Source organism: Phenylobacterium sp. (genome assembly GCF_046290725.1).
Taxonomy (GTDB): domain Bacteria; phylum Pseudomonadota; class Alphaproteobacteria; order Caulobacterales; family Caulobacteraceae; genus Phenylobacterium.
Window position 1 is genome coordinate 1425928 of record NZ_JBKBUH010000001.1, and the last position, 20803, is coordinate 1446730.

Annotated in this window: 19 protein-coding genes; 11 read left to right on the forward strand and 8 right to left on the reverse strand. The window is 68.8% G+C overall.

Going from position 1 to position 20803, the window contains the following annotated elements; all coding sequences use genetic code 11:
• Nucleotides 1-18: 18 nt before the first annotated feature.
• Nucleotides 19-744, reverse strand: coding sequence for a hypothetical protein (locus ACK41C_RS07535; RefSeq protein ID WP_409652279.1), 726 nt, complete (start codon nt 742-744; stop codon nt 19-21).
• A 118-nt stretch (nt 745-862) separates the two neighbouring features.
• Here ACK41C_RS07535 and ACK41C_RS07540 point away from each other — a divergent pair, with 118 nt between their 5' ends.
• The gene (locus ACK41C_RS07540) at nt 863-1417 is read left to right on the forward strand and encodes a GNAT family N-acetyltransferase (protein ID WP_409652282.1); all 555 of its coding nucleotides are present in this window, start codon (nt 863-865) and stop codon (nt 1415-1417) included.
• On the opposite strand, the gene ACK41C_RS07545 is transcribed toward ACK41C_RS07540, so the two are convergent.
• Complete coding sequence (locus ACK41C_RS07545) at nt 1414-2181, reverse strand: LytTR family DNA-binding domain-containing protein (protein WP_409652285.1); 768 nt, start codon at nt 2179-2181, stop codon at nt 1414-1416. The genes ACK41C_RS07540 and ACK41C_RS07545 overlap by 4 nt on opposite strands.
• A 185-nt stretch (nt 2182-2366) precedes the next feature.
• Between ACK41C_RS07545 and ACK41C_RS07550 the strand changes: the two genes are divergently transcribed.
• The 7 genes from ACK41C_RS07550 (at nt 2367) to ACK41C_RS07580 (ending at nt 11267) form a co-directional block, all read left to right on the forward strand.
• Nucleotides 2367-2891 carry a DUF2306 domain-containing protein gene (locus tag ACK41C_RS07550; protein WP_409652287.1) on the forward strand — a complete coding sequence of 175 codons (525 nt, stop codon included), beginning with the start codon at nt 2367-2369 and terminating at the stop codon, nt 2889-2891.
• Nucleotides 2892-3046: 155 nt separating this feature from the next.
• The gene (gene sucC / locus ACK41C_RS07555; RefSeq protein WP_409652289.1) at nt 3047-4246 is read left to right on the forward strand and encodes an ADP-forming succinate--CoA ligase subunit beta; all 1200 of its coding nucleotides are present in this window, start codon (nt 3047-3049) and stop codon (nt 4244-4246) included.
• A complete protein-coding gene (sucD, locus tag ACK41C_RS07560) occupies nt 4247-5125 on the forward strand; it encodes a succinate--CoA ligase subunit alpha (RefSeq protein ID WP_409652292.1) in 879 nt (292 codons plus the stop codon).
• Nucleotides 5126-5267: 142 nt separating this feature from the next.
• Complete coding sequence (locus ACK41C_RS07565) at nt 5268-8222, forward strand: 2-oxoglutarate dehydrogenase E1 component (protein ID WP_409652294.1); 2955 nt, start codon at nt 5268-5270, stop codon at nt 8220-8222.
• Between the two features lie 39 nt (nt 8223-8261).
• A complete protein-coding gene (gene odhB, locus ACK41C_RS07570; RefSeq protein WP_409652297.1) occupies nt 8262-9482 on the forward strand; it encodes a 2-oxoglutarate dehydrogenase complex dihydrolipoyllysine-residue succinyltransferase in 1221 nt (406 codons plus the stop codon).
• Between the two features lie 70 nt (nt 9483-9552).
• A complete protein-coding gene (gene lpdA, locus ACK41C_RS07575) occupies nt 9553-10950 on the forward strand; it encodes a dihydrolipoyl dehydrogenase (RefSeq protein WP_409652299.1) in 1398 nt (465 codons plus the stop codon).
• A 44-nt stretch (nt 10951-10994) separates the two neighbouring features.
• A complete protein-coding gene (locus ACK41C_RS07580; protein WP_409652302.1) occupies nt 10995-11267 on the forward strand; it encodes a hypothetical protein in 273 nt (90 codons plus the stop codon).
• Nucleotides 11268-11308: 41 nt separating this feature from the next.
• On the opposite strand, the gene ACK41C_RS07585 is transcribed toward ACK41C_RS07580, so the two are convergent.
• The 3 genes from ACK41C_RS07585 to fsa are packed head-to-tail and all read right to left on the reverse strand — an operon-like array spanning nt 11309 to nt 13571.
• Nucleotides 11309-12235 (reverse strand): tyrosine recombinase XerC, encoded by a 927-nt coding sequence (locus ACK41C_RS07585; RefSeq protein ID WP_409652305.1) that lies wholly within the window; start codon nt 12233-12235, stop codon nt 11309-11311.
• Nucleotides 12220-12897, reverse strand: a complete 678-nt coding sequence (locus tag ACK41C_RS07590) for a DUF484 family protein (RefSeq protein WP_409652308.1) — start codon at nt 12895-12897, stop codon at nt 12220-12222. Before ACK41C_RS07590 ends, ACK41C_RS07585 begins: the two co-directional genes overlap by 16 nt.
• 20 nt (nt 12898-12917) lie before the next feature.
• A complete protein-coding gene (fsa, locus tag ACK41C_RS07595; protein WP_409652310.1) occupies nt 12918-13571 on the reverse strand; it encodes a fructose-6-phosphate aldolase in 654 nt (217 codons plus the stop codon).
• Between the two features lie 78 nt (nt 13572-13649).
• On the opposite strand from fsa, the gene ACK41C_RS07600 reads away from it, so the two are divergent.
• Nucleotides 13650-15812 (forward strand): primosomal protein N', encoded by a 2163-nt coding sequence (locus ACK41C_RS07600; protein ID WP_409652313.1) that lies wholly within the window; start codon nt 13650-13652, stop codon nt 15810-15812.
• 1 nt (nt 15813) lies between these two features.
• On the opposite strand, the gene ACK41C_RS07605 is transcribed toward ACK41C_RS07600, so the two are convergent.
• From ACK41C_RS07605 to ACK41C_RS07615, 3 genes are all read right to left on the reverse strand, one after another.
• Nucleotides 15814-17460, reverse strand: coding sequence for an MDR family MFS transporter (locus ACK41C_RS07605; protein WP_409652316.1), 1647 nt, complete (start codon nt 17458-17460; stop codon nt 15814-15816).
• A 111-nt stretch (nt 17461-17571) separates the two neighbouring features.
• Nucleotides 17572-18402 carry a TerC family protein gene (locus ACK41C_RS07610; protein ID WP_409652319.1) on the reverse strand — a complete coding sequence of 277 codons (831 nt, stop codon included), beginning with the start codon at nt 18400-18402 and terminating at the stop codon, nt 17572-17574.
• 81 nt (nt 18403-18483) lie between these two features.
• On the reverse strand, nt 18484-19089 hold the full coding sequence (locus ACK41C_RS07615; RefSeq protein WP_409652322.1) for a TetR/AcrR family transcriptional regulator: 606 nt from the start codon (nt 19087-19089) through the stop codon (nt 18484-18486).
• A 50-nt stretch (nt 19090-19139) separates the two neighbouring features.
• Here ACK41C_RS07615 and ACK41C_RS07620 point away from each other — a divergent pair, with 50 nt between their 5' ends.
• Together ACK41C_RS07620 and ACK41C_RS07625 are read left to right on the forward strand one after the other, a co-directional pair.
• Nucleotides 19140-19553 carry a VOC family protein gene (locus ACK41C_RS07620; RefSeq protein WP_409652325.1) on the forward strand — a complete coding sequence of 138 codons (414 nt, stop codon included), beginning with the start codon at nt 19140-19142 and terminating at the stop codon, nt 19551-19553.
• A 129-nt stretch (nt 19554-19682) separates the two neighbouring features.
• Nucleotides 19683-20783 (forward strand): acyltransferase family protein, encoded by a 1101-nt coding sequence (locus ACK41C_RS07625; RefSeq protein ID WP_409652327.1) that lies wholly within the window; start codon nt 19683-19685, stop codon nt 20781-20783.
• Nucleotides 20784-20803: the final 20 nt, after the last annotated feature.

Sequence of the window (20803 nt, forward strand, 5' to 3'; positions counted from 1 at the left end):
GCCTTCTCGCGCGGGCGATCAGAAGTACGGATCGCCCCGGGCCATCGCCTCCAGCTCCTCGATCCGCTGATCGTAGATGGAGGCGACCGCGCCGCGGGAGCGGCGGGCGGCGTCCTCGCGGACGGCCAGCCAGTCGTCCTGCTCGCCGCGCAGCTCGGCGTAGGGAACGCCGGCGTCGGTCGCGCGGCGGAAGGCCCGCGCCATACGCCGGTCGGCGGCGGCGAGCGCCGCGTCCCGGCAGACCATGACCTCCGCCGGCGTGCGCGCGAAACGGCACTCGAAGCTGGGGCGCACGGCCTGGGGCGCCGGCGTGGGAGCGGACTGCGGCGGCAGGACCGGGTCGAGTTTCGGGGTCGGAATGGGTCGCGGCGGCGGTTCGTAGGTCGCCGACCAGGCGGGAGCCTTAGGCGCCGCGGCGGCCATGTCGGCCGGCAGCACCTCCAGCTTGCCGCCGTCCTGCGGCAGGGGCGGGGCCGGTGGCGGATTGAACTCGATCTCCATCTGGCCGGACAGGTCTGCGACGGCGACCGGCTGCATGGGCGCCGGCGGCGGTCGGTCGACCGCGAGTTCGGGCCGCGCCAGAAGGCCGAACAGCAGGCCGAGCCCCAGCGCGCTGCCGGCCAGGATCGCGGCCCTGCGGCTGCGCCACGCCGGTGTTCGCGTCGCCGGTTTCGGCGCCCGAGGCGCCGCAAAGCCCTTGTAGGTGTGTACGAGCGAGGGCTCGCCGATGGTTTCGCCGCTCATGGCCAACTCCCAGGCCGTCCCTCGCATGTGGAATCCGCATCGCGGCTGTGCGGTTGCACGGGCGCTATCGAAGCCGGGCGCGTTTCGCTAGGAGAGGGCGAGTTCGGGGAGATGGCGCATGGGCTTTCAGATTTCCACAGCGGCGACAGGTCCTGTTCTGGAAACGGAGCGTCTGATCCTGCGGCCGCCCCTGGGCGAGGACTTCGAGGCCTGGGCTGACTTCGCCGCCGACGCCGAAGCCGCCCAGTACATCGGCGGCGCCCAGGATCGTGTCGGCGCGTGGCGGATCATGTGCGGCATGACAGGCGCCTGGGTGGTTCGGGGCTTTTCGATGTTCTCGGTGATCGAGAAGGCCACCGGCCGCTGGGTCGGGCGGCTCGGTCCATGGCAGCCGGAGGGTTGGCCGGGCACGGAAGTCGGCTGGGGGATCGTGCGTGACTGCTGGGGCAAGGGCTATGCGACGGAAGGCGCGGCCGCAGCGATCGACTGGGCGTTCGACACACTCGGGTGGGACGAGGTGATCCACACCATCGAGGCGGCGAACGTCAATTCTCAGAAGGTGGCCCAGCGACTGGGCTCGCGCATCCTGCGCCAGGCGATCCTGCCCGCGCCGCTGAATCTCCCGGTCGATTGCTGGGGCCAAACCCGGGAGGAATGGCGCGCCCGGCGCTAGATCCAGCGCTTCTCGCGCAGCATCTTGGCATAGGTCCGGCTGACCGGGACCTGGGAGCCGTCCTTCAGGGTGAGGACGGCGCGGCCGTCGCCGCGGGCGGCGTCGACAATCGCCTCGCGCGCCACCCACCAGGACCGGTGCACCTGGGCCCCCTCGATCCCCTCCAGTTCGGCCACCGCGTCGGACAGGCGCATGAGGATCAGGTCCTGCCCCTTGGAGGTGTGCAGGCGCAGGTAGTGGTCCTCCGCCTCCACCGCCCAGATTTCGGCCCCGCGCAGCTTCAGCGGCAGGCGTTCCAGGAAGCGCGGCGGCGGGGCGATCGGGTCGGCCGTGCGGCGCGAGGCGGCCAGGACGTTGATCGCGGTCATCACCAGCGAGATGGCCAACACCGACGAGAACAGCGAAACCAGCCCCAAGGCCGAGAATCGCACGCCCAAGGCCAGGGTCGTGGCGATCCAGACGACGCCGGTGAACGGGCCTGCGATCACGAGGCCGGCGAGCAGGGTGCGAAGCCAGAGCCGCGAACCGTCCGGTTCGGCGCCGAACGCCAGCCGGGCTGCGACGCCGCCCCAGACGCTTCCCAGCACCATCAGCGGAAGCCAATAGGCGAGCCGCCCGCCCAACGGCAGCCGATCCATGCCGAAAGCGCCGGACCAGGCCAGGAACAGGCCGGCGACGAGGGCGATGAACAAGCCCCGGCTCCAGCCGGTCAGGCTTCCATACGGCGTCAGCCGCGCGATCCAGGCCTTCGTTCCCGCGCTCATGGCCTCTGCAAACCACGAACGCCGCCCTCCGAAAAGGCGTCCCCCATTCGCGAAGCGCCAACGGGCGCCGTCCGCCGCCTGCGAAGAATCCGCGGCGATCCGTGAAAGCCCGGATGCGGCCCGCCTGAGGCCCGGTCATCGGAAGAGCGCGGGCGAGCGGCCCGCTTTGCACGGAGCTTTCCAAGATGACCTCTCCCCCGACCCGCCTTCCGGAGCGGCAATACATGGTCGGCAGCCTGGCCCTGGCGGTCGGCTTCGGCGCGCTCGGCTTCTTCGCGGGCGGCGGCCCGCAGGCGCTGGGGCTTCCCGCCCCGCGGCCGGAGCTGATCGGGCAGGCGCCGGCGGCCGTGCAGATCCATCTGTGGGCCGCCGCCGCCAGCTTCGTCGTCGGCGCGGTCCTGCTGCTGGGGCCGAAGGGTACGCTGCCACATCGGACGCTGGGCTGGATCTGGGCGGCGACCATGGGCGCCACCGCCGTCTCCTCGCTCTTCATCCACGAGATCAATCCCGGCGGGTTCAGCCTTATCCACGCCATTTCGGGCTGGGTGATCGTCGCCTTGCCGGCCGCCCTCTACGCCGCCCGCCGCCACAAGGTTCAGGTTCATCGCGCCTCCATGACCGGCCTCTATTTCGGCGGCATGTTCATCGCCGGCGGGCTCGCCTTCACGCCGGGGCGCCTGTTGGGGCAGGTGTTCCTGGGAGCCGCCTGAGGGGCCTTGCGAACCTTGCGGAACCTTCGCGCGACGGGTGACGCAAGGGGCGCCGGATTTCTCCTGAGAGGCGGTTGCAACGCTTTGGTCCGGCGCCTATAACCCGCGCCACTCGCCACTCCGGGCGAGCTGCAGAAGACGCGTCCCGCGACCCCATGAACATCCACGAGCATCAAGCCAAGGCCGTTCTCTCCGAGTTCGGCGTGGCGGTCCCGCGCGGGTACCCCGCGTTTTCCGTCGACGAAGCCGTCCAGGCCGCCGAAAAGCTGGGCGGGCCGGTCTTCGTCGTGAAGTCCCAGATCCACGCCGGCGGCCGCGGCAAGGGCCGCTTCCAGGGCCTGGGACCCGACGCCAAGGGCGGCGTGCGGGTGGTCAAAAGCGTCGACGACGTCCGCGCCAACGCGCAGGAGATGCTGGGCCGGGTCCTGGTGACGCACCAGACCGGCGAGCGCGGCAAGCAGGTGAACCGTCTCTACATCGAAGAAGGCGCCGCCATCGCCAAGGAATTCTACCTTTCGCTGCTGGTGGACCGCGAGACGAGCCGGGTATCGGTTGTCGCCTCCACCGAAGGCGGTATGGACATCGAAGAGGTCGCCCATGCGACGCCGGAGAAGATCAAGACCTTCTCCATCGATCCGGCCACCGGCGTATTCCCGCAGCATGGTCGTCGCCTGGCCAAGGCGCTCGGCCTGACGGGCGGCCTGGCCAAGGAAGCCGCCACGCTTCTCTCGCAGCTCTATACGGCGTTCCTCGCCAAGGACATGAGCATGCTGGAGATCAACCCGCTGATCGTCACCGCTGACGATCACCTGCGGGTGCTGGACGCCAAGGTCAGCTTCGACTCCAACGCCCTGTTCCGCCATCCCGACATTGTCGCCCTGCGCGATGAGACCGAGGAGGACCCGAAGGAGATCGAGGCCTCCAAGTACGACCTCTCCTACATCGCCCTCGACGGCGAGATCGGCTGCATGGTCAACGGCGCGGGCCTGGCCATGGCGACCATGGACATCATCAAGCTCTACGGCGCGGAGCCCGCCAACTTCCTGGATGTGGGCGGCGGCGCTTCGAAGGAGAAGGTGACCGCGGCCTTCAAGATCATCATGGCCGACCCGAACGTGAAGGGCATTCTGGTCAATATCTTCGGCGGCATCGCCCGCTGCGACGTGCTGGCCCAAGGGGTGGTCGAGGCGGTCCGCGAGACCGGCCTGGCCGTGCCGCTGGTCGTTCGCCTGGAAGGCACCAATGTCGCCGAGGGCAAGAAGATCATCGCCGAGAGCGGCCTCAACGTCATCGCCGCCAACGACCTGTCGGACGGCGCGGAAAAGATCGTCCAGGCCGTGCGAGGGGCCGCCTAAATGTCCATCCTGATCGGCAAAGACACCCGCGTCATCTGTCAGGGCATCACCGGCGCCCAGGGCACGTTCCACACCGAGCAGGCCATCGCCTACGGCACCAAGATGGTCGGCGGCGTGACGCCCGGCAAAGGCGGCATGACCCACATCGGCCTGCCCGTGTTCGACACGGTCGAGGAGGCGGTGAAGGAGACCGGCGCCGACGCCTCGGTCATCTATGTGCCGCCGCCGTTCGCGGCCGACTCGATCTTGGAGGCCATCGAGGCCGAGGTTCCGCTCATCGTCTGCATCACCGAGGGCATCCCGGTGACCGACATGATCAAGGTCAAGCGTGCGCTCTCCGGCTCGAAATCGCGGCTGATCGGGCCCAACTGCCCGGGCGTCCTGACGCCGGACGCCTGCAAGATCGGCATCATGCCGGGAAACATCTTCAAGAAGGGCTCGGTGGGTGTTGTTTCCCGCTCAGGGACCCTTACCTACGAGGCCGTGTTCCAGACCTCCCAGGTCGGCCTCGGCCAATCCACGGCCGTCGGCATCGGCGGCGACCCCGTGAAGGGGACCGAATTCATCGACATGCTCGACATGTTCCTGAAGGACCCCGAGACGGAGTCGATCATCATGATCGGGGAAATCGGCGGTTCGGCCGAGGAAGACGCCGCCGAGTTCATCAAGAATTCAGCGGTCAAGAAGCCTATGGTCGGCTTCATCGCGGGACGCACCGCGCCTCCGGGGCGGCGGATGGGTCACGCGGGCGCGATCATCTCGGGCGGCAAGGGTGGAGCCGAGGACAAGATCGCCGCGATGGAGGCTGCGGGCATCCGCGTGTCGCCGTCGCCGGCGAAGCTCGGCGAGACCCTGCTGGAGGTGCTGAAAGGCGCCTGATCCCTATTCGGGAGCGGGGGCTGGAAGTGGTAAGGCTGGGGCGCCCTCCGACGGGGCGTTCCGGACGGAATTCAGACAGGGCGGTCGGCGCTCGGCTCCTTCTTCCGAAGTCCGCGGCGACGACGCCGGGACAATGGGCGAAATGGCGGACGACGCAGGTCTGATCAACGAGGTGCTCGCGGAGACCTCATTCCTCTACGGCGGCAACGCGGCCTTTGTGGAGGATCTCTACGCCAAGTGGGCCAGCGACCCCAATTCGGTCGACGCCTCCTGGCGGGCCTTCTTCTCCAGCCTCCAGGACCGCGCCGACGAGGTGAAGGCGGCTGCGGCCAAGCGGCCCTGGACCAAGCCCTCGGCGGCGCCTGCGCGTCCCGACTGGCTGTCGGCCCTGGACGGCATGTGGCCGGCGGTGGAGGCCAAGCTTTCGGCGAAGATTTCCGAACGGACCGCCTCGCCGGTGGCTTCGGAATCGGTCCGGGCGGCCACGCTCGATTCCCTGCGCGCCATCATGATGATCCGCGCCTATCGGATGCGCGGGCACCTGCGGGCCAATCTCGACCCGCTGGGCCTTTCGGCGCCGGAAGGCGACGCCTCGGAGCTGGATCCGGCCACCTACGGCTTCTCGGAGGCCGATTTCGACCGGCCGATCTTCCTCGACTATGTGCTGGGGCTGGAGACCGGCACGATCCGCGAGATCCTGGACATACTGAAGCGGACCTACTGCTCCGATGTCGGCGTGCAGTACATGCACATCTCCGACCCGGCGCAGAAAGCCTGGATGCAGGAGCGGATCGAGGGCCGCGACAAGGAGATCCACTTCACCAAGGAAGGCAAGGTCGCCATCCTGAAGAAGCTGATCGAGGCCGAGGGCTTCGAACGCTTCCTTCACAAGCGGTTCCCCGGCACCAAGCGCTTCGGCCTGGACGGCGGCGAGGCCATGGTCCCGGCGCTGGAGCAGATCATCAAGCGCGGCGGCGCCCTGGGCGTGCAGGATATCGTCGTCGGCATGCCGCACCGTGGCCGCCTGAACGTGCTCGCCGCCGTGATGGGCAAGCCCTATCACGTGATTTTCCACGAGTTCCAGGGCGGCTCCACCCTGCCCTCCGACGTCGAGGGCTCGGGCGACGTGAAGTACCACATGGGCGCCTCGTCTGACCGCAGCTTCGACGGCAACAACGTCCACCTGTCGCTGACCGCCAATCCTTCCCACCTGGAGATCGTCAATCCGGTGGTGCTGGGCAAGGCGCGCGCCAAGCAGGCCTCGACCCTGCGCAACAAGCCCGAGACCGGCCGCGTGCACGTCCTGCCGCTGCTGCTGCACGGCGATGCGGCCTTCGCCGGCCAGGGCGTGGTGGCCGAGTGCTTCGCCATCTCCGGCACCAAAGGTTATCGGACCGGCGGCACGATCCACTTCATCGTCAACAACCAGATCGGCTTCACCACCGCGCCGCAGTATTCGCGCTCCTCGCCTTACCCGTCGGACGTGGCGCTGATGGTCGAGGCGCCGATCTTCCACGTGAACGGCGACAATCCGGAAGCCGTGACCTTCGCGGCCAAGGTGGCCATCGAGTTCCGCCAGCAGTTCGGCAAGGACGTCGTCATCGACATGTTCTGCTATCGGCGGTTCGGCCACAACGAGGGCGACGACCCGACGATGACGTCGCCCTTGATGTACGCCAAGATCAAGGACCACCCGTCGACCCGCGAACTCTACGCCCGCCAGCTTATCGGCGAGGGCGTGACGACCCAGGAAGAGGTCGAGGGCTGGGTGGCCGAGTTCGAGGACTTCCTCGACAAGGAGTTCGAGGCCGGCAAGACCTACAAGGCCAACAAGGCCGACTGGCTTGACGGCGCCTGGGCAGGCCTGAGCCTGCCCGACGGCGACGACCGCAAGGGCGACACCTCGGTGGCGCGCCAGAAGCTGTCGGACATCGGCCGTCAGATCACCGCCATCCCTGAGCGGCTGAACGTGCACAAGACCGTGCGAAGGGTGATCGAAAACCGTCGCGCCGCCATCGAAGCCGGCGACGGGATCGACTGGGCGACCGCCGAGCACCTGGCCTTCGGCAGCCTGCTCGACGAGGGTTACCCGGTCCGCCTGGCCGGCCAGGACAGCGTGCGCGGCACCTTCGTGCAGCGCCATTGCGACCTGATCGACCAGACGACGGAGGAGCACTACACGCCGCTGCTCCATATCCACCCGGGCCAGGCGCATTTCGAGGTGATCGACTCGCCGCTCTCGGAAGAGGCGGTGCTGGGCTTCGAGTACGGCTTCTCCCTGGCCGACCCGCGCACGCTGGTGCTGTGGGAGGCTCAGTTCGGCGACTTCGCCAACGGCGCCCAGGTGGTGATCGACCAGTTCATCTCCTCGGGCGAGCGCAAGTGGCTGCGGATGAGCGGCCTCGTCCTCTTGCTGCCGCACGGCTACGAGGGCCAGGGACCGGAGCACTCCTCCGCCCGTCTGGAGCGCTTCCTGCAGCTCTGCGCCGAGGACAACATGCAGGTGGTCAACTGCTCGACCCCCGCCAACTACTTCCACGTCCTGCGCCGGCAGATGCGGCGCGAGTTCCGCAAGCCGCTGGTCATCATGACGCCCAAGTCGCTGCTGCGGCACAAGAAGGCGGTTTCCAGCCTGGAGGACATGGCCGAGGGTTCGTCCTTCCATCGGGTGCTGCACGACTCCGCCGAGCGCGGCGAGCACACCTCGATCAAGCTCGTGGCGCCGGAGAAGATCCGCCGCGTCGTGCTCTGTTCGGGCAAGGTCTATTACGACCTGCTCGAAGCGCGTGAGGAAAAGGGCGTCGACGACGTCTATCTGATGCGGCTGGAGCAGTTCTATCCCTGGCCGGTGAAGTCGCTGTCGGCGGAGCTGTCGCGCTTCCCGAACGCCGAGCTGGTCTGGTGCCAGGAGGAGCCGAAGAACATGGGCGGCTGGACCTTCGTCGACCCGTGGCTGGAGCTCACCCTGGAGCGCCTGAAGGTCAAGGCCAAGCGGGCCCGCTATGTCGGCCGCCCGGCCTCGGCCTCCACCGCCGCCGGTCTGATGAGCCGTCACCTCAAGGAACTGCAGACCTTCCTCGCCGAAGCGTTCGCCTAAACAATCTCAAGCCGAGAGAAAGAACAGGACCCCTCCAAAATGGCCGACATCATGACCCCCGCCCTGGGCGAGTCCGTCACCGAGGCGACGGTGGCGCGCTGGACCAAGAAAGCCGGGGAGGCCGTCAGGAAGGACGAAATCCTGGTGGAGCTGGAGACCGACAAGGTCAGCCTGGAAGTGGCCGCCCCCGCAGACGGCGTGCTGTCGGAGATCCTGGCCGAGGAGGGCGCCACGGTGGAGCCCGGCGCCACGCTCGGCCGCATGACCGAAGGCGGAGCGCCCGCCGCCAAGGCCGAGGCGCCGGCGGCCAAGGCCGAGCCTGCGCCGGCTCCCGCCGCTGCGAAGCCGGAGCCCAAGCCTGCCCCCGCGCCCGCCGCGGAGACCAAGCCGCTGGCGCCGTCGGCCCAGCGGATCGTCGCGGAGAACAAGCTCGACGCTGGCGCCATCTCCGGCACCGGCAAGGACGGCCGGATCACCAAGGGCGACGCGCTGGCCGCGCTCGAAGCCCGCGCAAATGCGCCCGCGCCCGCGCCGGCTCCCGCCGCTCCGCGCGAAATCCACGAGCGCGAGGAGCGGGTGCGGATGACGCGCCTGCGCCAGACCATCGCCCGCCGGCTGAAGGAGGCCCAGAACGCCGCGGCCATGCTGACGACCTTCAACGAGGTCGACATGACCGAGGTCATGGCGCTCCGCAATCAGTACAAGGACGTCTTCGAAAAGGCCCACGGCGTGAAGCTCGGCTTCATGAGCTTCTTCGTGAAGGCCTGCATCCACGCTCTGAAGTTCGTGCCCGACGTCAACGCCGAGATCGACGGCACGGACATCATCTACAAGAACCACTACGACATCGGGGTGGCGGTCGGCACCGAGCGCGGGCTGGTGGTGCCGGTGGTCCGCGACGCCGACCTGATGTCGCTGGCCGAGATCGAGAAGGCCATCGGCGACCTCGGCAAGAAGGCCCGCGACGGCCAGCTCGCGCTGGAGGATCTGCAGGGCGGCACCTTCACCATCTCGAATGGCGGGGTCTATGGCTCGCTGATGTCGACGCCGATCCTGAACGCGCCGCAGTCGGGGATCCTGGGCATGCACAAGATCCAGGAACGGCCGATGGTGGTGAACGGCCAGATCGTGGCCCGGCCGATGATGTACCTGGCGCTCTCCTACGATCACCGCATCGTCGACGGCAAAGGCGCGGTGACCTTCCTGGTCAAGGTGAAGGAAGCCATCGAGAACCCGGCGCGCCTGCTGCTGGACGTCTGAGGCGAAAGCCGCGGATGGAACCCTACGGCGGCGGGGCCCAGCCTCGCCGTCACCCGAAGGACTGGAGCACATGGCCCAATACGACGTCGTCATCATCGGGGGCGGCCCCGGCGGCTATAACGCCGGCATCCGCGCGGGCCAGCTCGGCCTGAAGGTCGCGGTGGTGGAGAAGCGCGGCACGCTCGGCGGCACCTGCCTGAACGTCGGCTGCATGCCATCGAAGGCCCTGCTGCACGCTTCGGAGCTGTACGATGCTGCGAACGGCGAGTTCGCCACCCTGGGCATCGATGTGAAGCCCACGCTGAACCTCGTCCAGATGATGAAGCAGAAGGCGGAGTCGGTGACCGCCCTCACCAAGGGCATCGAGTTCCTGTTCAAGAAGAACAAAGTCGACTGGGTGAAGGGCGCGGGCCGCATCGCCGGCGCCGGCAAGGTGGAGGTGACCGCAGAGGACGGCTCGACCACCACGCTCGAAGCCACGAACATCGTGATCGCCACGGGGTCCGAGCCCTCGCCCCTCCCGGGCGTGAGCGTGGACCAGAAGCGGATCGTCGATTCCACCGGCGCGCTGTCCCTGCCCGAGGTCCCCAAGAGCCTAATCGTGATCGGCGCCGGCATCATCGGCCTGGAGCTGGGCTCCGTCTGGCGCCGCCTGGGCGCCGAGGTGACGGTGGTGGAGTACCTGGACCGGATCACGCCGGGCATGGACGCCGAAACCGCCAAGGCCTTCCAGCGCGCCCTGACCAAGCAGGGCATGAAGTTCAAGCTGGGCTCCAAGGTGACGGGCGCCAAGGCCGGCAAATCGGGCGTGAGCCTGACGGTCGAGCCGGTGGCCGGAGGAGCCGCGGAGACGCTGGAGGCCGACCACGTGCTGCTGGCGATCGGCCGGCGGCCCTATACTGAGAGCCTCGGCCTGGAGAGCGTGGGGATCACGCCCGACAAGCGCGGCTTCATCGAAACCGACCACTTCAGGACCTCGGCGCCCGGCGTCTGGGCCGTCGGCGACGCCATCCACGGCCCCATGCTGGCGCACAAGGCCGAGGAAGACGCGGTGGCCTGCATCGAATTGATCGCGGGCAAGGCCGGCCACGTCGACTACAACCTGGTGCCGAGCGTGGTCTACACCGCGCCCGAAGTGGCCTGGGTCGGCAAGACCGAAGAGCAGCTGAAGGAGGAAGGCCGCGCCTACAAGGCTGGCAAGTTCCCCTTCTCCGCCAACAGCCGCGCCAAGATCAACCATGAGACCGAGGGCTTCGTGAAGGTGCTGGCCGACGCGGCGACCGACGAGATCCTCGGCGTGCACATGATCGGCCCTCAGGTGGGCGAGATGATCGGGGAGTACTGCGTGGCCATGGCTTTCCGGGCTGCGTCGGAAGACATCGCCCGCATCTGCCATCCCCACCCGACCCGGTCTGAGGCTGGCCGCCAGGCCGCGATGGGCGTCGAAGGCTGGACGATGCAGGCCTAAACCATCGGTGGTATCCTCCTTCGTCGTAGGCAGGAGGAACATCGATGCTCATCGCGAGTCTTTTGGCTTCCGCCGCCGTGACGGCGGCGCCCGCACGGATCGTCCCGCCGGATCTCTGCCCCCGGCCCACGGCGTTTCACGCCCGCCTGCTGCGGCCGGAGGACCGCCGGGGTGATGCGGGCGCCCAGACCCTGCAGAGCCTACCGCCCGCCCACATGGAGCTGGCCGTGCATCGCGAAGTCGCCGGCTGCACCGTGCCGGTGGTGGTCCGCGAGAACGTCCAGGGCGACGGTCGCTTCAGCCGCGGTCGCGAATAGGTCCCGACCTCGCTCTGCAAGCCGGGATGACGCCTGGGGTTTCAGGCCCGCGGATGCGCCTTGGCGTAGGCGCCGAGCAGGGCGGCGGCGTCGACCTCGGTGTAACGCTGGGTGGTCGAAAGCGAGGCGTGGCCCAGGAGCTCCTGGATCGAGCGAAGGTCGGCGCCGGCGCCCAGCAGATGGGTGGCGAAGGAATGGCGCAAGGCGTGCGGCGTGGCGCTGTCGGGGAGGCCTAGCCGCCCCCGCAGGTTCTGGACCGTCGCCTGGACGTGGCGGGGGCTTAGAGCGCCGCCGCGCTTGGCTCGGAACAGCGCGTCCGAGGGCGCGAGGGGGAAGGGAAGCTCGGCCAGGTAGTCGTCGACCGCCGCCCTCACCGCCGGCAGCACCGGTACGATGCGGGTCTTTCCGCCCTTGCCGAGGATGCGCAGGCTATCGGGCAGAGGCGCGTCGGATCGCTTCAGGGACAGGCCTTCGGAGATCCGCAAGCCACAGCCGTAGAGCAGGGTCAGCACCGCGCGGTCGCGCGCGGCCTCCCAATCCTCCCGGTCGGGATCGAGCGCCGGCTCTTCGATCAGGCCGCGGGCCTGGTCTTCGCTGACCGGCCGCGGAGCGCCGGGGACCACGCGCGGCCCGCGCACCAGGGCGACGGCGGCGTTGGGTGTGTCCAGGCGGCGGTCCAGAAAGCGGTGGAAGGTGCGGATGGCCGACAGGGCCTGGGAGAGCGACCGCGGCGACAGCGGCTTGTCGCCTTGCCGCAGGTGGGCAAGCCAGGCGCGGACTTCCCCGGCTGTCAGGGTTCCCATGTCGGACAGGCTCAGCGCCTCACCGCGGTGCCGTTCCAGAAAGGCGATGTAGCGGAATCCCGCGAAGCCGTAGGCCTCCAGGGTGCGGGGCGAGGCGCGCCGCTCCTGCGCGAGGTGCTCCAGCCAGAGCCGAAGCGCCTCGCGGGCGTTCACAGGACCGGCCACCGCTCCGCGGTCCTTTCGACCACCCGGGCGAGGAAGGCGACAAGTTCCGCGCCCATGTCGGCGGTGAAGCCGTGTTCGTCGGCCGAGCCGAAGGCGATCAGGCCCTGGCGGGCGGGCTCCCAAAGCGCCATGCGGACCATGGCCATGGACTTCACCTGTTCGGCGCGCTCGCTGAAGAGGCCGAGCGCGGTGGGCTGGAAGCCCATGAGGGCCACGTTCTGATGGCCGATGATCATGTCGATCTGGCCCTCGACCATCGTCCGCCAGCCGGCCGGCGTGCGCTCCGGGCCTTCCAGGCAGACGACACCGGCGACAAGGCCGAAACGGAGCTGCGCCAGCTCGTCCACCCTGCGGGCGAGATCCGAATGGTTGCGGGATTCCAGGAGGTCGATCACCGCCCCATGCGTCTGGGCCTGGGCGGCGAAGTTGGCGCGGGCGGTCGCCTCGAGCTGCCTGCGCGCGGTGGATTCCCGCCGATGCGCCTCGTGCACCCGAGCCAGGGCGGCGGGGCCGAACTCCACCACATTGGCCGCATCGGGGCGCAGGCCGAGTTCGGCCAGCAGGGCGGGATCGCCGCGCAGGAAGTCGGGATTGTCCGACAGAAAGGCCCGGACCGCCTCGGGGCCCAGCGCCTCGTTCTTCGCCTTCGCCCCCGCGTCCATCTCGCCCCCGAAGTCCCCCGTTACAGGATCGACTGCCCCGTCTTGGCCCAGTCGCTCATGAACTGTTCAAGCCCCTTCTCGGTTAACGGGTGCTTGAAGAGGTCCTGGAAAACCCCCGGCGGAATGGTCGCACAGTCGGCGCCGGCCAGCGCGGCCGCCGTCACATGGGCCGGGCTGCGGATCGAGGCGGCCAGGATCTCGGTGTCGAAGCTGTAGTTGTCGTAGATCGCCCGGATTTCGGTGATCAGGTCCATGCCCTGGGCGCCATGATCGTCCAGTCGGCCGATGAACGGTGAGATATAGGTCGCGCCCGCCTTGGCCGCGAGCAGGGCCTGAGCGGCCGAGAAGCACAGGGTGACGTTGGTCTGGATGCCCTCGCGCGCGAACTCGGCCGTGGCGGCGAGCCCGGCGCGGGTCAGCGGAACCTTCACCACGACGTTGGTCGCCACGCTTGCGAGCTTGCGGCCTTCGGCCAGCATGGCGTCGGTCTCGATCGCCGCCACCTCGGCGCTGACCGGCCCCTCGACGAGGCTGCAAATCTCGGCGATGACCTCCAGCATGGGTCGGCCGGACTTGGCGATCAGTGAGGGATTGGTGGTCACCCCGTCCACAAGGCCGGTGGCGGTCAGGTCCTTCAGGACGGCGGTGTCGGTGGTGTCGAGAAAGAGCTGCATGGGCGACCTTCGAGCGCGGTGGTTGGCGCGCTGTTTAACGGTTGCGCCCGACCGCCGCCAGCCTATCTGGACGCAGCCATGAGCCGCATCGCCTCCGTCCTCCTGCCCATGCCGCTGCCCGAGGCCTTCGACTATGCCGAGCCGGAGGGCATGGGGCTGGAAGTGGGCGACCAGGTGGCTGCGCCCCTCGGGCCCCGGCTGCTGCGGGGCGTGGTGACGGGCCTGCGAGAGGCCGCAGGCGGCAACCGTCCGCTGAAGCCCGTCGCGGCCAGGCTGGAGGAGCCGCCCCTGCCGCCAGGCACGCTGGAGTTCGTGCAGTGGGCCGCACGCTACGCCGTCGATTTTCCCGGCCAGCCGCTGGCCATCGCCACACGCGGCGCCCGCGCGCCGAAGGCGAGGCCGGAAAAGATTCTGGAGCCGACGGGCGTCGCGCCGGCCCGGTTGACGCCGGCGCGTGCGCGGGTGCTGGAGGCCGCCGCAGCCGGGCCCGCGGCGCCAGCCGACCTCGCCCGCGCCGCCGGCGTCTCGGCCGGCGTGATCAAGGGACTGGTGGACGAGGGCTGCCTCGCCCTGCGCCTGGTCGAGCCGCAGAGCCGCTTCGATCCGCCAGACCTGACGCGCGCCGGCGCGGATCTGAACGCCAGCCAGGCGGCTGCGGCAGGCGAGCTGAAGGCCATGCTCGGCGAAGGCGGCTTCCGCGCCGCCCTGCTGGACGGCGTCACCGGCTCGGGCAAGACCGAGGTCTATCTCGAGGCCGTCGCCGCAGCGTTGGCGGAGGATACGGACGCCCAGGCCTTGGTCCTGCTGCCGGAAATCGCGCTCACCCAGGCGGTGCTGGCGCGTTTTGAGGCCCGCTTCGGCGCCCGGCCGGCGGAATGGCACTCCGACGTCGCCCCGCCGATGCGTCGCCGGGTCTGGGAGGCGGTGGCCGGAGGCGGCGCCCGGGTGGTGGTGGGTGCGCGTTCGGCCCTCTTCCTGCCGTTCCGAAAGCTGCGCCTCATCGTCGTCGACGAGGAGCACGACGGTTCCTACAAGCAGGACGAGGGCTTCATCTACCAGGCCCGCGACATGGCGGTGGCGCGCGCCAAGATCGAAGGCGCGGCGGTGGTGCTGGCCTCGGCCACACCCTCTCTGGAGACCCTGCGCAACGCCGAGACGGGCCGCTATCGCTGGCTGAAACTGGCCGCGCGGCACGGCTCAGCCCGGCTGCCGGACGTCACCTTGATCGACATGCGCGAGACGCCGCCGGAGCCGGGCCGCTGGCTCTCGCCGCCGCTGGTCGAGGCAATGGCGCAGACCTACGCCGCGGGCGAGCAGACCCTGCTGTTCCTGAACCGCCGGGGCTATGCGCCGCTCGTGCTCTGCCGGGCCTGCGGCGAGCGGATGACCGCGCCCGACACCGATTCCTGGCTGGTGGAGCATCGCTATACCGGCCGGCTGGTCTGCCATCTGACCGGCTTTTCCATGCCCAAGCCGGAACGCTGTCCCCACTGCGGGGCGAAGGACGCGCTGGCCTCCATCGGCCCTGGGGTTGAGCGGGTGGAGGAGGAGGCGCGCAGCCTATTCCCGCAGGCCAGGGTCGCGGTCTTCTCGTCCGACACGGTGTGGGACGCCCGGGAGGCGCGGCGGCTGGTGGAGGCCATGGCCGCCGGCGAGATCGACATCCTGGTGGCGACCCAGGCGGCCGCCAAGGGGCACAACTTCCCCAAGCTGACCCTGGTGGGCGTGGTGGACGCCGATCTCGGCCTGCGCGGAGGCGACTTGAGGGCGGCGGAGCGCACCTATCAGCTGCTGGCCCAGGCGACGGGCCGGGCCGGGCGAAGCGACCGGCCGGGGCGGGCGCTGCTGCAGACCTATGCGCCCGAACACGCCGTCATGCAGGCGCTGAAGGCCCAGGACCGTGACGCCTTCGTCGCCGCCGAGATGGCCGAGCGCGAGATCATGAAGCTGCCGCCGTTCGGCCGGCTGGGGGCGGTGGTGCTTTCCGGCCCGGACGCCCAGCAGCTTGAGGCCTTCGCCCGCGGCATGGCCGAGGTCGCGCCCAACGCCGAAGGCGTGGAGGTCTACGGCCCGGCCGACGCGCCGCTCAGCCTGGTGCGCGGCCGCCGCCGCAAGCGATTCCTGGTGCGGGCCGACCGCAACGTCGACCTGTCGGCCTATCTCGCCGCCTGGCGGGCGCGGGTGAAGCCGCCGGGCGCCGTACGGGTGGCGATCGACGTCGACCCCTACAGCTTCCTCTGACCTATTCCGCCGCTCGCGGCTCTCCCACCGGGGGCGGTCCGGTTGGACGTTCGCGCAAGGGGACGCCGGGGACCATCAGCATCAGGAAGAAGCCGGCGACCAGAACGGCGAGGCTGAAGATCAGGCCGTAGCGGATGGCGGTGGAGAAGCTTTCGCGGATCGCCCGGTCCACCGCCTGGGCGGCCGGATCGGCGGCGCGGGCGGCGGCCTCCTCGGGGTGGAGGGTGCGGTCGAGCGCCATCTTCTGCAGGTCGCCGAGGTCGAGCCGCTGCACCTGCGCGCTGGGATCGGCCGCCGCGTGGCGGTCGAGTTCGGAGGCCAGGCCTGCGGTGAGCAGCGCCCCGAACAGGGCGACCCCCATGGTCGAGCCGATCTGCCGGGTGAACTGGCCTGAGGAGGTGGCTACGCCGATCTGATGAAAGGGCACGGTGTTCTGCACCGCCAGGCTGAACAGGCTCTGGCCGGGCCCTAGTCCGACGCCGAAGATCGCCAACCGCCAGGCGAGGTCCGCCGTGGATGTGTCCGGCCCGATGAAGCAGAGCAGCGTCGCGCCGATCACGAGCAGGGCGCCGCCGCCGACCATGAAGGGCTTGAAGTGGCCGGTGCGGGTGACGAGCTGGCCGTTCACCGTCGAGGAGACGACGAAGCCGCCCATCAGGGCCAGCATGGTGAAGCCGCTGGTGGTGGCCGGCAGGCCCTGGCCCACCTGCATGTAGAGCGGCAGGAAGCTGGAGACGCCCATGAAGGCCATGGAATAGACGAAGGCCGCCGAGTTGGCGGTGACGAAGGTGCGGTTGCGGAACAGCTCCAGCGGCAGGATCGGGTCGCGCGCCCGCCGCTCCACCAACAGGAAGCCGACGAGGGCCGCCGCCGACCAGGCCAGCATGCCGAGGATCAGCGGCGAGCCCCAGGGATGGTCCTGCCCGCCCCAGGTGATCGCCAGCAGCAGCGGCACGAAGGCGGCGATCACCAGGGCGGAACCTAGCCAGTCGATCCGGCCGCCCCCGCGATGGGGCAGGGTCGGCATCTTCCACCCGATCATCGCCACGGCCGCGAGGGCGAAGGGGACGTTGAAGAAGAACACCCATCGCCACCCGGCCACCAGATGGCCTGCAATCACCGTCGTGCCGTGGTCGGTGAGGAAGCCGCCCACCACTGGGCCGAAGATGCTGGAGACGCCGAACACCGAGCCGAACAGGCCGGAGAACTTGGCCCGCTCGCGCGGGGCGAATAGGTCGGCGAGGATGGCGAAGGCGGTGGTGAAGAGCGCGCCGCCGCCTGCGCCCTGCAGGGCGCGGAAGGCGATCAGCTGGGTCATGCCGCCGCCGATCAGCGGCAGGTCGCCGAATTCCCCGGCCAGGCCGCAGAGCCAGGAACCTGCGAGGAAGAGCCCGATTCCGGAGAGCAGGATGGTCTTCCGCCCATAGAGGTCGCCGAGCTTGCCCCAGATCGGCACCATGACGGTGGAGGCCAGCAGATAGGCCGTGGTCGCCCAGGCGTAGAGGTGCAGGCCCGAGAGGTCGCCGACGATGCGCGGCATGGCCGTGGCGATCACCGTCTGGCTCATGGCCGCCAGCAGGAAGACGATAAGAACGGAGATGAGCGTCAGCCGACGCTCGTCGTCGCTGTAGACGTGCGGTTCGTTCAAAATGGCGCTTCCGTGCGGCCAAGAGGGCCGCCCCTAATGAATTATGGTCTTGTCGAAGCGCCGGACCGGCGGGAACGGGCGGAAGAATGATCGCCCGTCCCGACCCGGCGCCTAGTGCAGGCTAGCAGATGTCGGCGGGGCCGACCCAGTAGGTTTTACTAGGGCTTCGCGTTTCCGCGCGGCGTTGCGGGCGGCCATATTGAGACCTTCCACCAGGCCCGAGAAGGCCATGGCCGCATAGATGTAGCCTTTCGGCACGTGCGCGCCGAAGCCGTCGGCGATCAGCGTCATGCCGATCATCAGCAGGAAGCCCAGGGCCAGCATGACGATAGTCGGGTTCTTGTGGATGAAGTTGGCGAGCGGATTGGCGGCCACCAGCATCACCCCCACGGCGACGACGACGGCGATCACCATGACCGGCAGATGCTCGGTCATGCCCACGGCGGTGAGGATCGAGTCGATCGAGAAGACGATGTCCAGCATGAGGATTTGGACGATGGCGGCGCCGAAGTTCGCCGCCACGACCTTCTTCTTGTCGAGCAGGGTTTCGGTGGGCTGGACGTCGACATTGTGGTGGATCTCGGTGGTCGCCTTCCAGACCAGGAACAGGCCGCCGACGATCAGGATCAGATCGCGCCAGGAGAAGGAGAGCTCGAAGGCCGGCTGACCATGCTCGTTCAGCGGGCCCTGCCAGGGCAGTTCGAACACCGGTTGGGTGAGGCCGACGATGAACGCCAGCGTCGAGAGCAGGGCCAGGCGCATGATCAGCGCCAGGCTGATGCCGATGCGCCGCGCCTTGGCGCGCTGGTGCTCCGGCAGCTTGTTGGAGAGGATCGAGATAAAGACCAGATTGTCGATCCCGAGGACCACCTCCATGACGATGAGGGTGATCAGCGCCGCCCAGGCGGCGGGGTTCGCGGCCAGGGCCAACAGGCTTTCCATCGGGGTCCTCTCTCCAGCTCCGATCCGCCATATCTAGCGCAAGGCGAAAGCGCCGCCAGGGGGAGCTGAGTTCCGGCTGCTTCAGCTCCTCCGAACGCGCAAGGCGGCCATCCAGGCGATGAAGCCCGCTTTCACACGGGCCAATGCGCGCGGCTCGTTGGCCTGGCCCACCCAGACCGCCGCCTGGTTCAAGGCGCCGTTGATCATCACCGCCAGGATATCGGGCTCGCCCCGCAGCTCGCCGGCGGCGACGGCTTCCTCGACACCCTCGATCAGCAGCCCGTAGCCGTGCCGGCGGTCCATCTCGTTCCACTGCGCCCAGCCGAGCACGCTGGGGGCGTCGATCAGCAGGATGCGCCGCACGTCCGGGCGGACCATGAAGTCGAGGAAGGCGAGCGAGCCCTGGATCACCGCCTCGTAGGCGTTGGGCGCCGCCGCGGCGGCGGATTCGATCGTCTGCGCGCCCTCCGCGTGCAGGGTTTCGCAGACGGCGGCGAACAGGGCCTGCTTGTCGGCGAAGTGATGATAGAGCGCGCCGCGGGTCAGCGTGGTGTGCGCCAGAACCGCCTCGGTGCCGGTCGCGGCGAATCCTTGAGCTGCAAAGAGCTTTCTCGCTTCGCCCAGGAGCGCTGCGCGGGTCTCGGCCGCACGCTGGGCCTTTGGCCCGATGCGATTCGTATTTGACATACATACAGTATGTATCTTAATCGCCCGACTGGCTCCAGCGGAGATCCGCCATGCGCTTTGCCGATCGCTATCCCATCATCGTCACGCCCGACCTGTTCGCCTGCCGCGACTTCTGGGTGGAAAGGCTCGGCTTCTCGGTGATGTTCGAATCCAGCTGGTTCGTCCTTGTCGGCGCGGACGGCGCGACGCTCGCCTTCATGAGTCCCGATCATCCGTCTTCGCCGCCCGGCCCGGAGACGTTCTCCGGCAAGGGCATGTGCTTCGAACTGCAGGTGGAGGACGCGCAGTCGGCTTACGAGGCCTGTCGCGAACGGGGGCTCGCGCCGGACTACCCCCTGGCCGACGAGCCGTTCGGCCAGCGCCGGTTCGGCTTCTTCGATCCCAGCGGGCTGTGGGTGGACGTCGTGGAGCAGATCGAGCCGGCGGAAGGGTTCTGGGACCGCTACATGCTCGCGCCAGCGTAACCGGCCAGCGTAACCGGATCGTCAGGTCTTTGGCGCAAGCCCTAAGGCGGCGGCCTCGCCTGGCGGGCGAGTTGCACTGGCCGGCCTGACGGCGCCGGTTGTGCGCCGAATTGGCACGCGAGCGACCCGATGACCGACGCCCAGCATATCCGACCCCTGACCTCCTTGCGGTTCTTCGCCGCCTTCTGGGTGGTGCTGTTCCACTACTGGCCGAAGCTCGACGTCGGCGGCGCTGCGCCCCTGGTGGTCGAGAAGGGGTATCTCGGGGTCGAGGCCTTCTTCGTGCTTTCGGGCTTCATTCTCTGCCACGTCTATCGGACGAGCCTGGAAGACGGACGGTTTCGCTACGGCTCCTTCCTGTGGAACCGGCTGGCGCGGATCTATCCCCTGCACCTGGCCACCTTGCTCGGGATGATCGCGCTCGGCGTCGTCGCCGGGCTGGCGGGGTTCGCCGTGGATTCGAACCTGCTGTCCTGGGAAAGCCTGCCGGCCAACCTGCTGCTGCTGCAGGCTTGGGGCCTGGCGCCCGAAGCCGCCTTCAACCATCCGTCCTGGTCGATTTCGGCCGAATGGTTCGCCTATCTGACCTTCCCGGTCTTCGCCTGGGCGGCCCTGGCGCTCAAGGACCGGCCGCTGACCGCGGTGGGCGCTGCGGCGGTGTTCCTGGTCGGGATCTATGCGGCGTTCGAGGTCCTGGCGGGCTTCCCGCTCACCCAGGCTACCATCGCCTGGGGCGCCCTGCGGATCGTTCCCTGCTTCGCCCTGGGCTGCGCCCTGCATGCGCTATGGCGCGCCCGACCGGCCCAGAATCGCGCCATGGCGCTGGCCGGCGCCCTGGTTTCGGGCGCCTTGGCGCCGATTTTTTCGGCGATGGGGGCGCCGGATGCGGCCATCGTGCTGGCCCTCGGCAGCCTGATCTTCTTCCTGGCGAGGACTGCGCAGTCGGGCGCTCATGTCTTGAGCTCCGCGCCCCTCGTTTACCTTGGCGAGATCAGCTACTCCGTCTACATGATCTGCGTGCCGTGGAAGATAGTCTTCGTGAACGCGGCGTCTAAGATCCTGCAGCTTAATGACGAACGCCTGCCCCTCGCCGTGTGGATAGTTTTCTTGATCGGCGTGGTTCCTCTTGCCGCGCTCTCCTATCATCTGATCGAGAAGCCGGCCCGCGAGCGCATGAAGCTGTGGGCGGATTTGTGGATGGTTCGGCGACCTTCCGCCGCAAGGGCATAAACCCCCTTTTCATTCTCCTG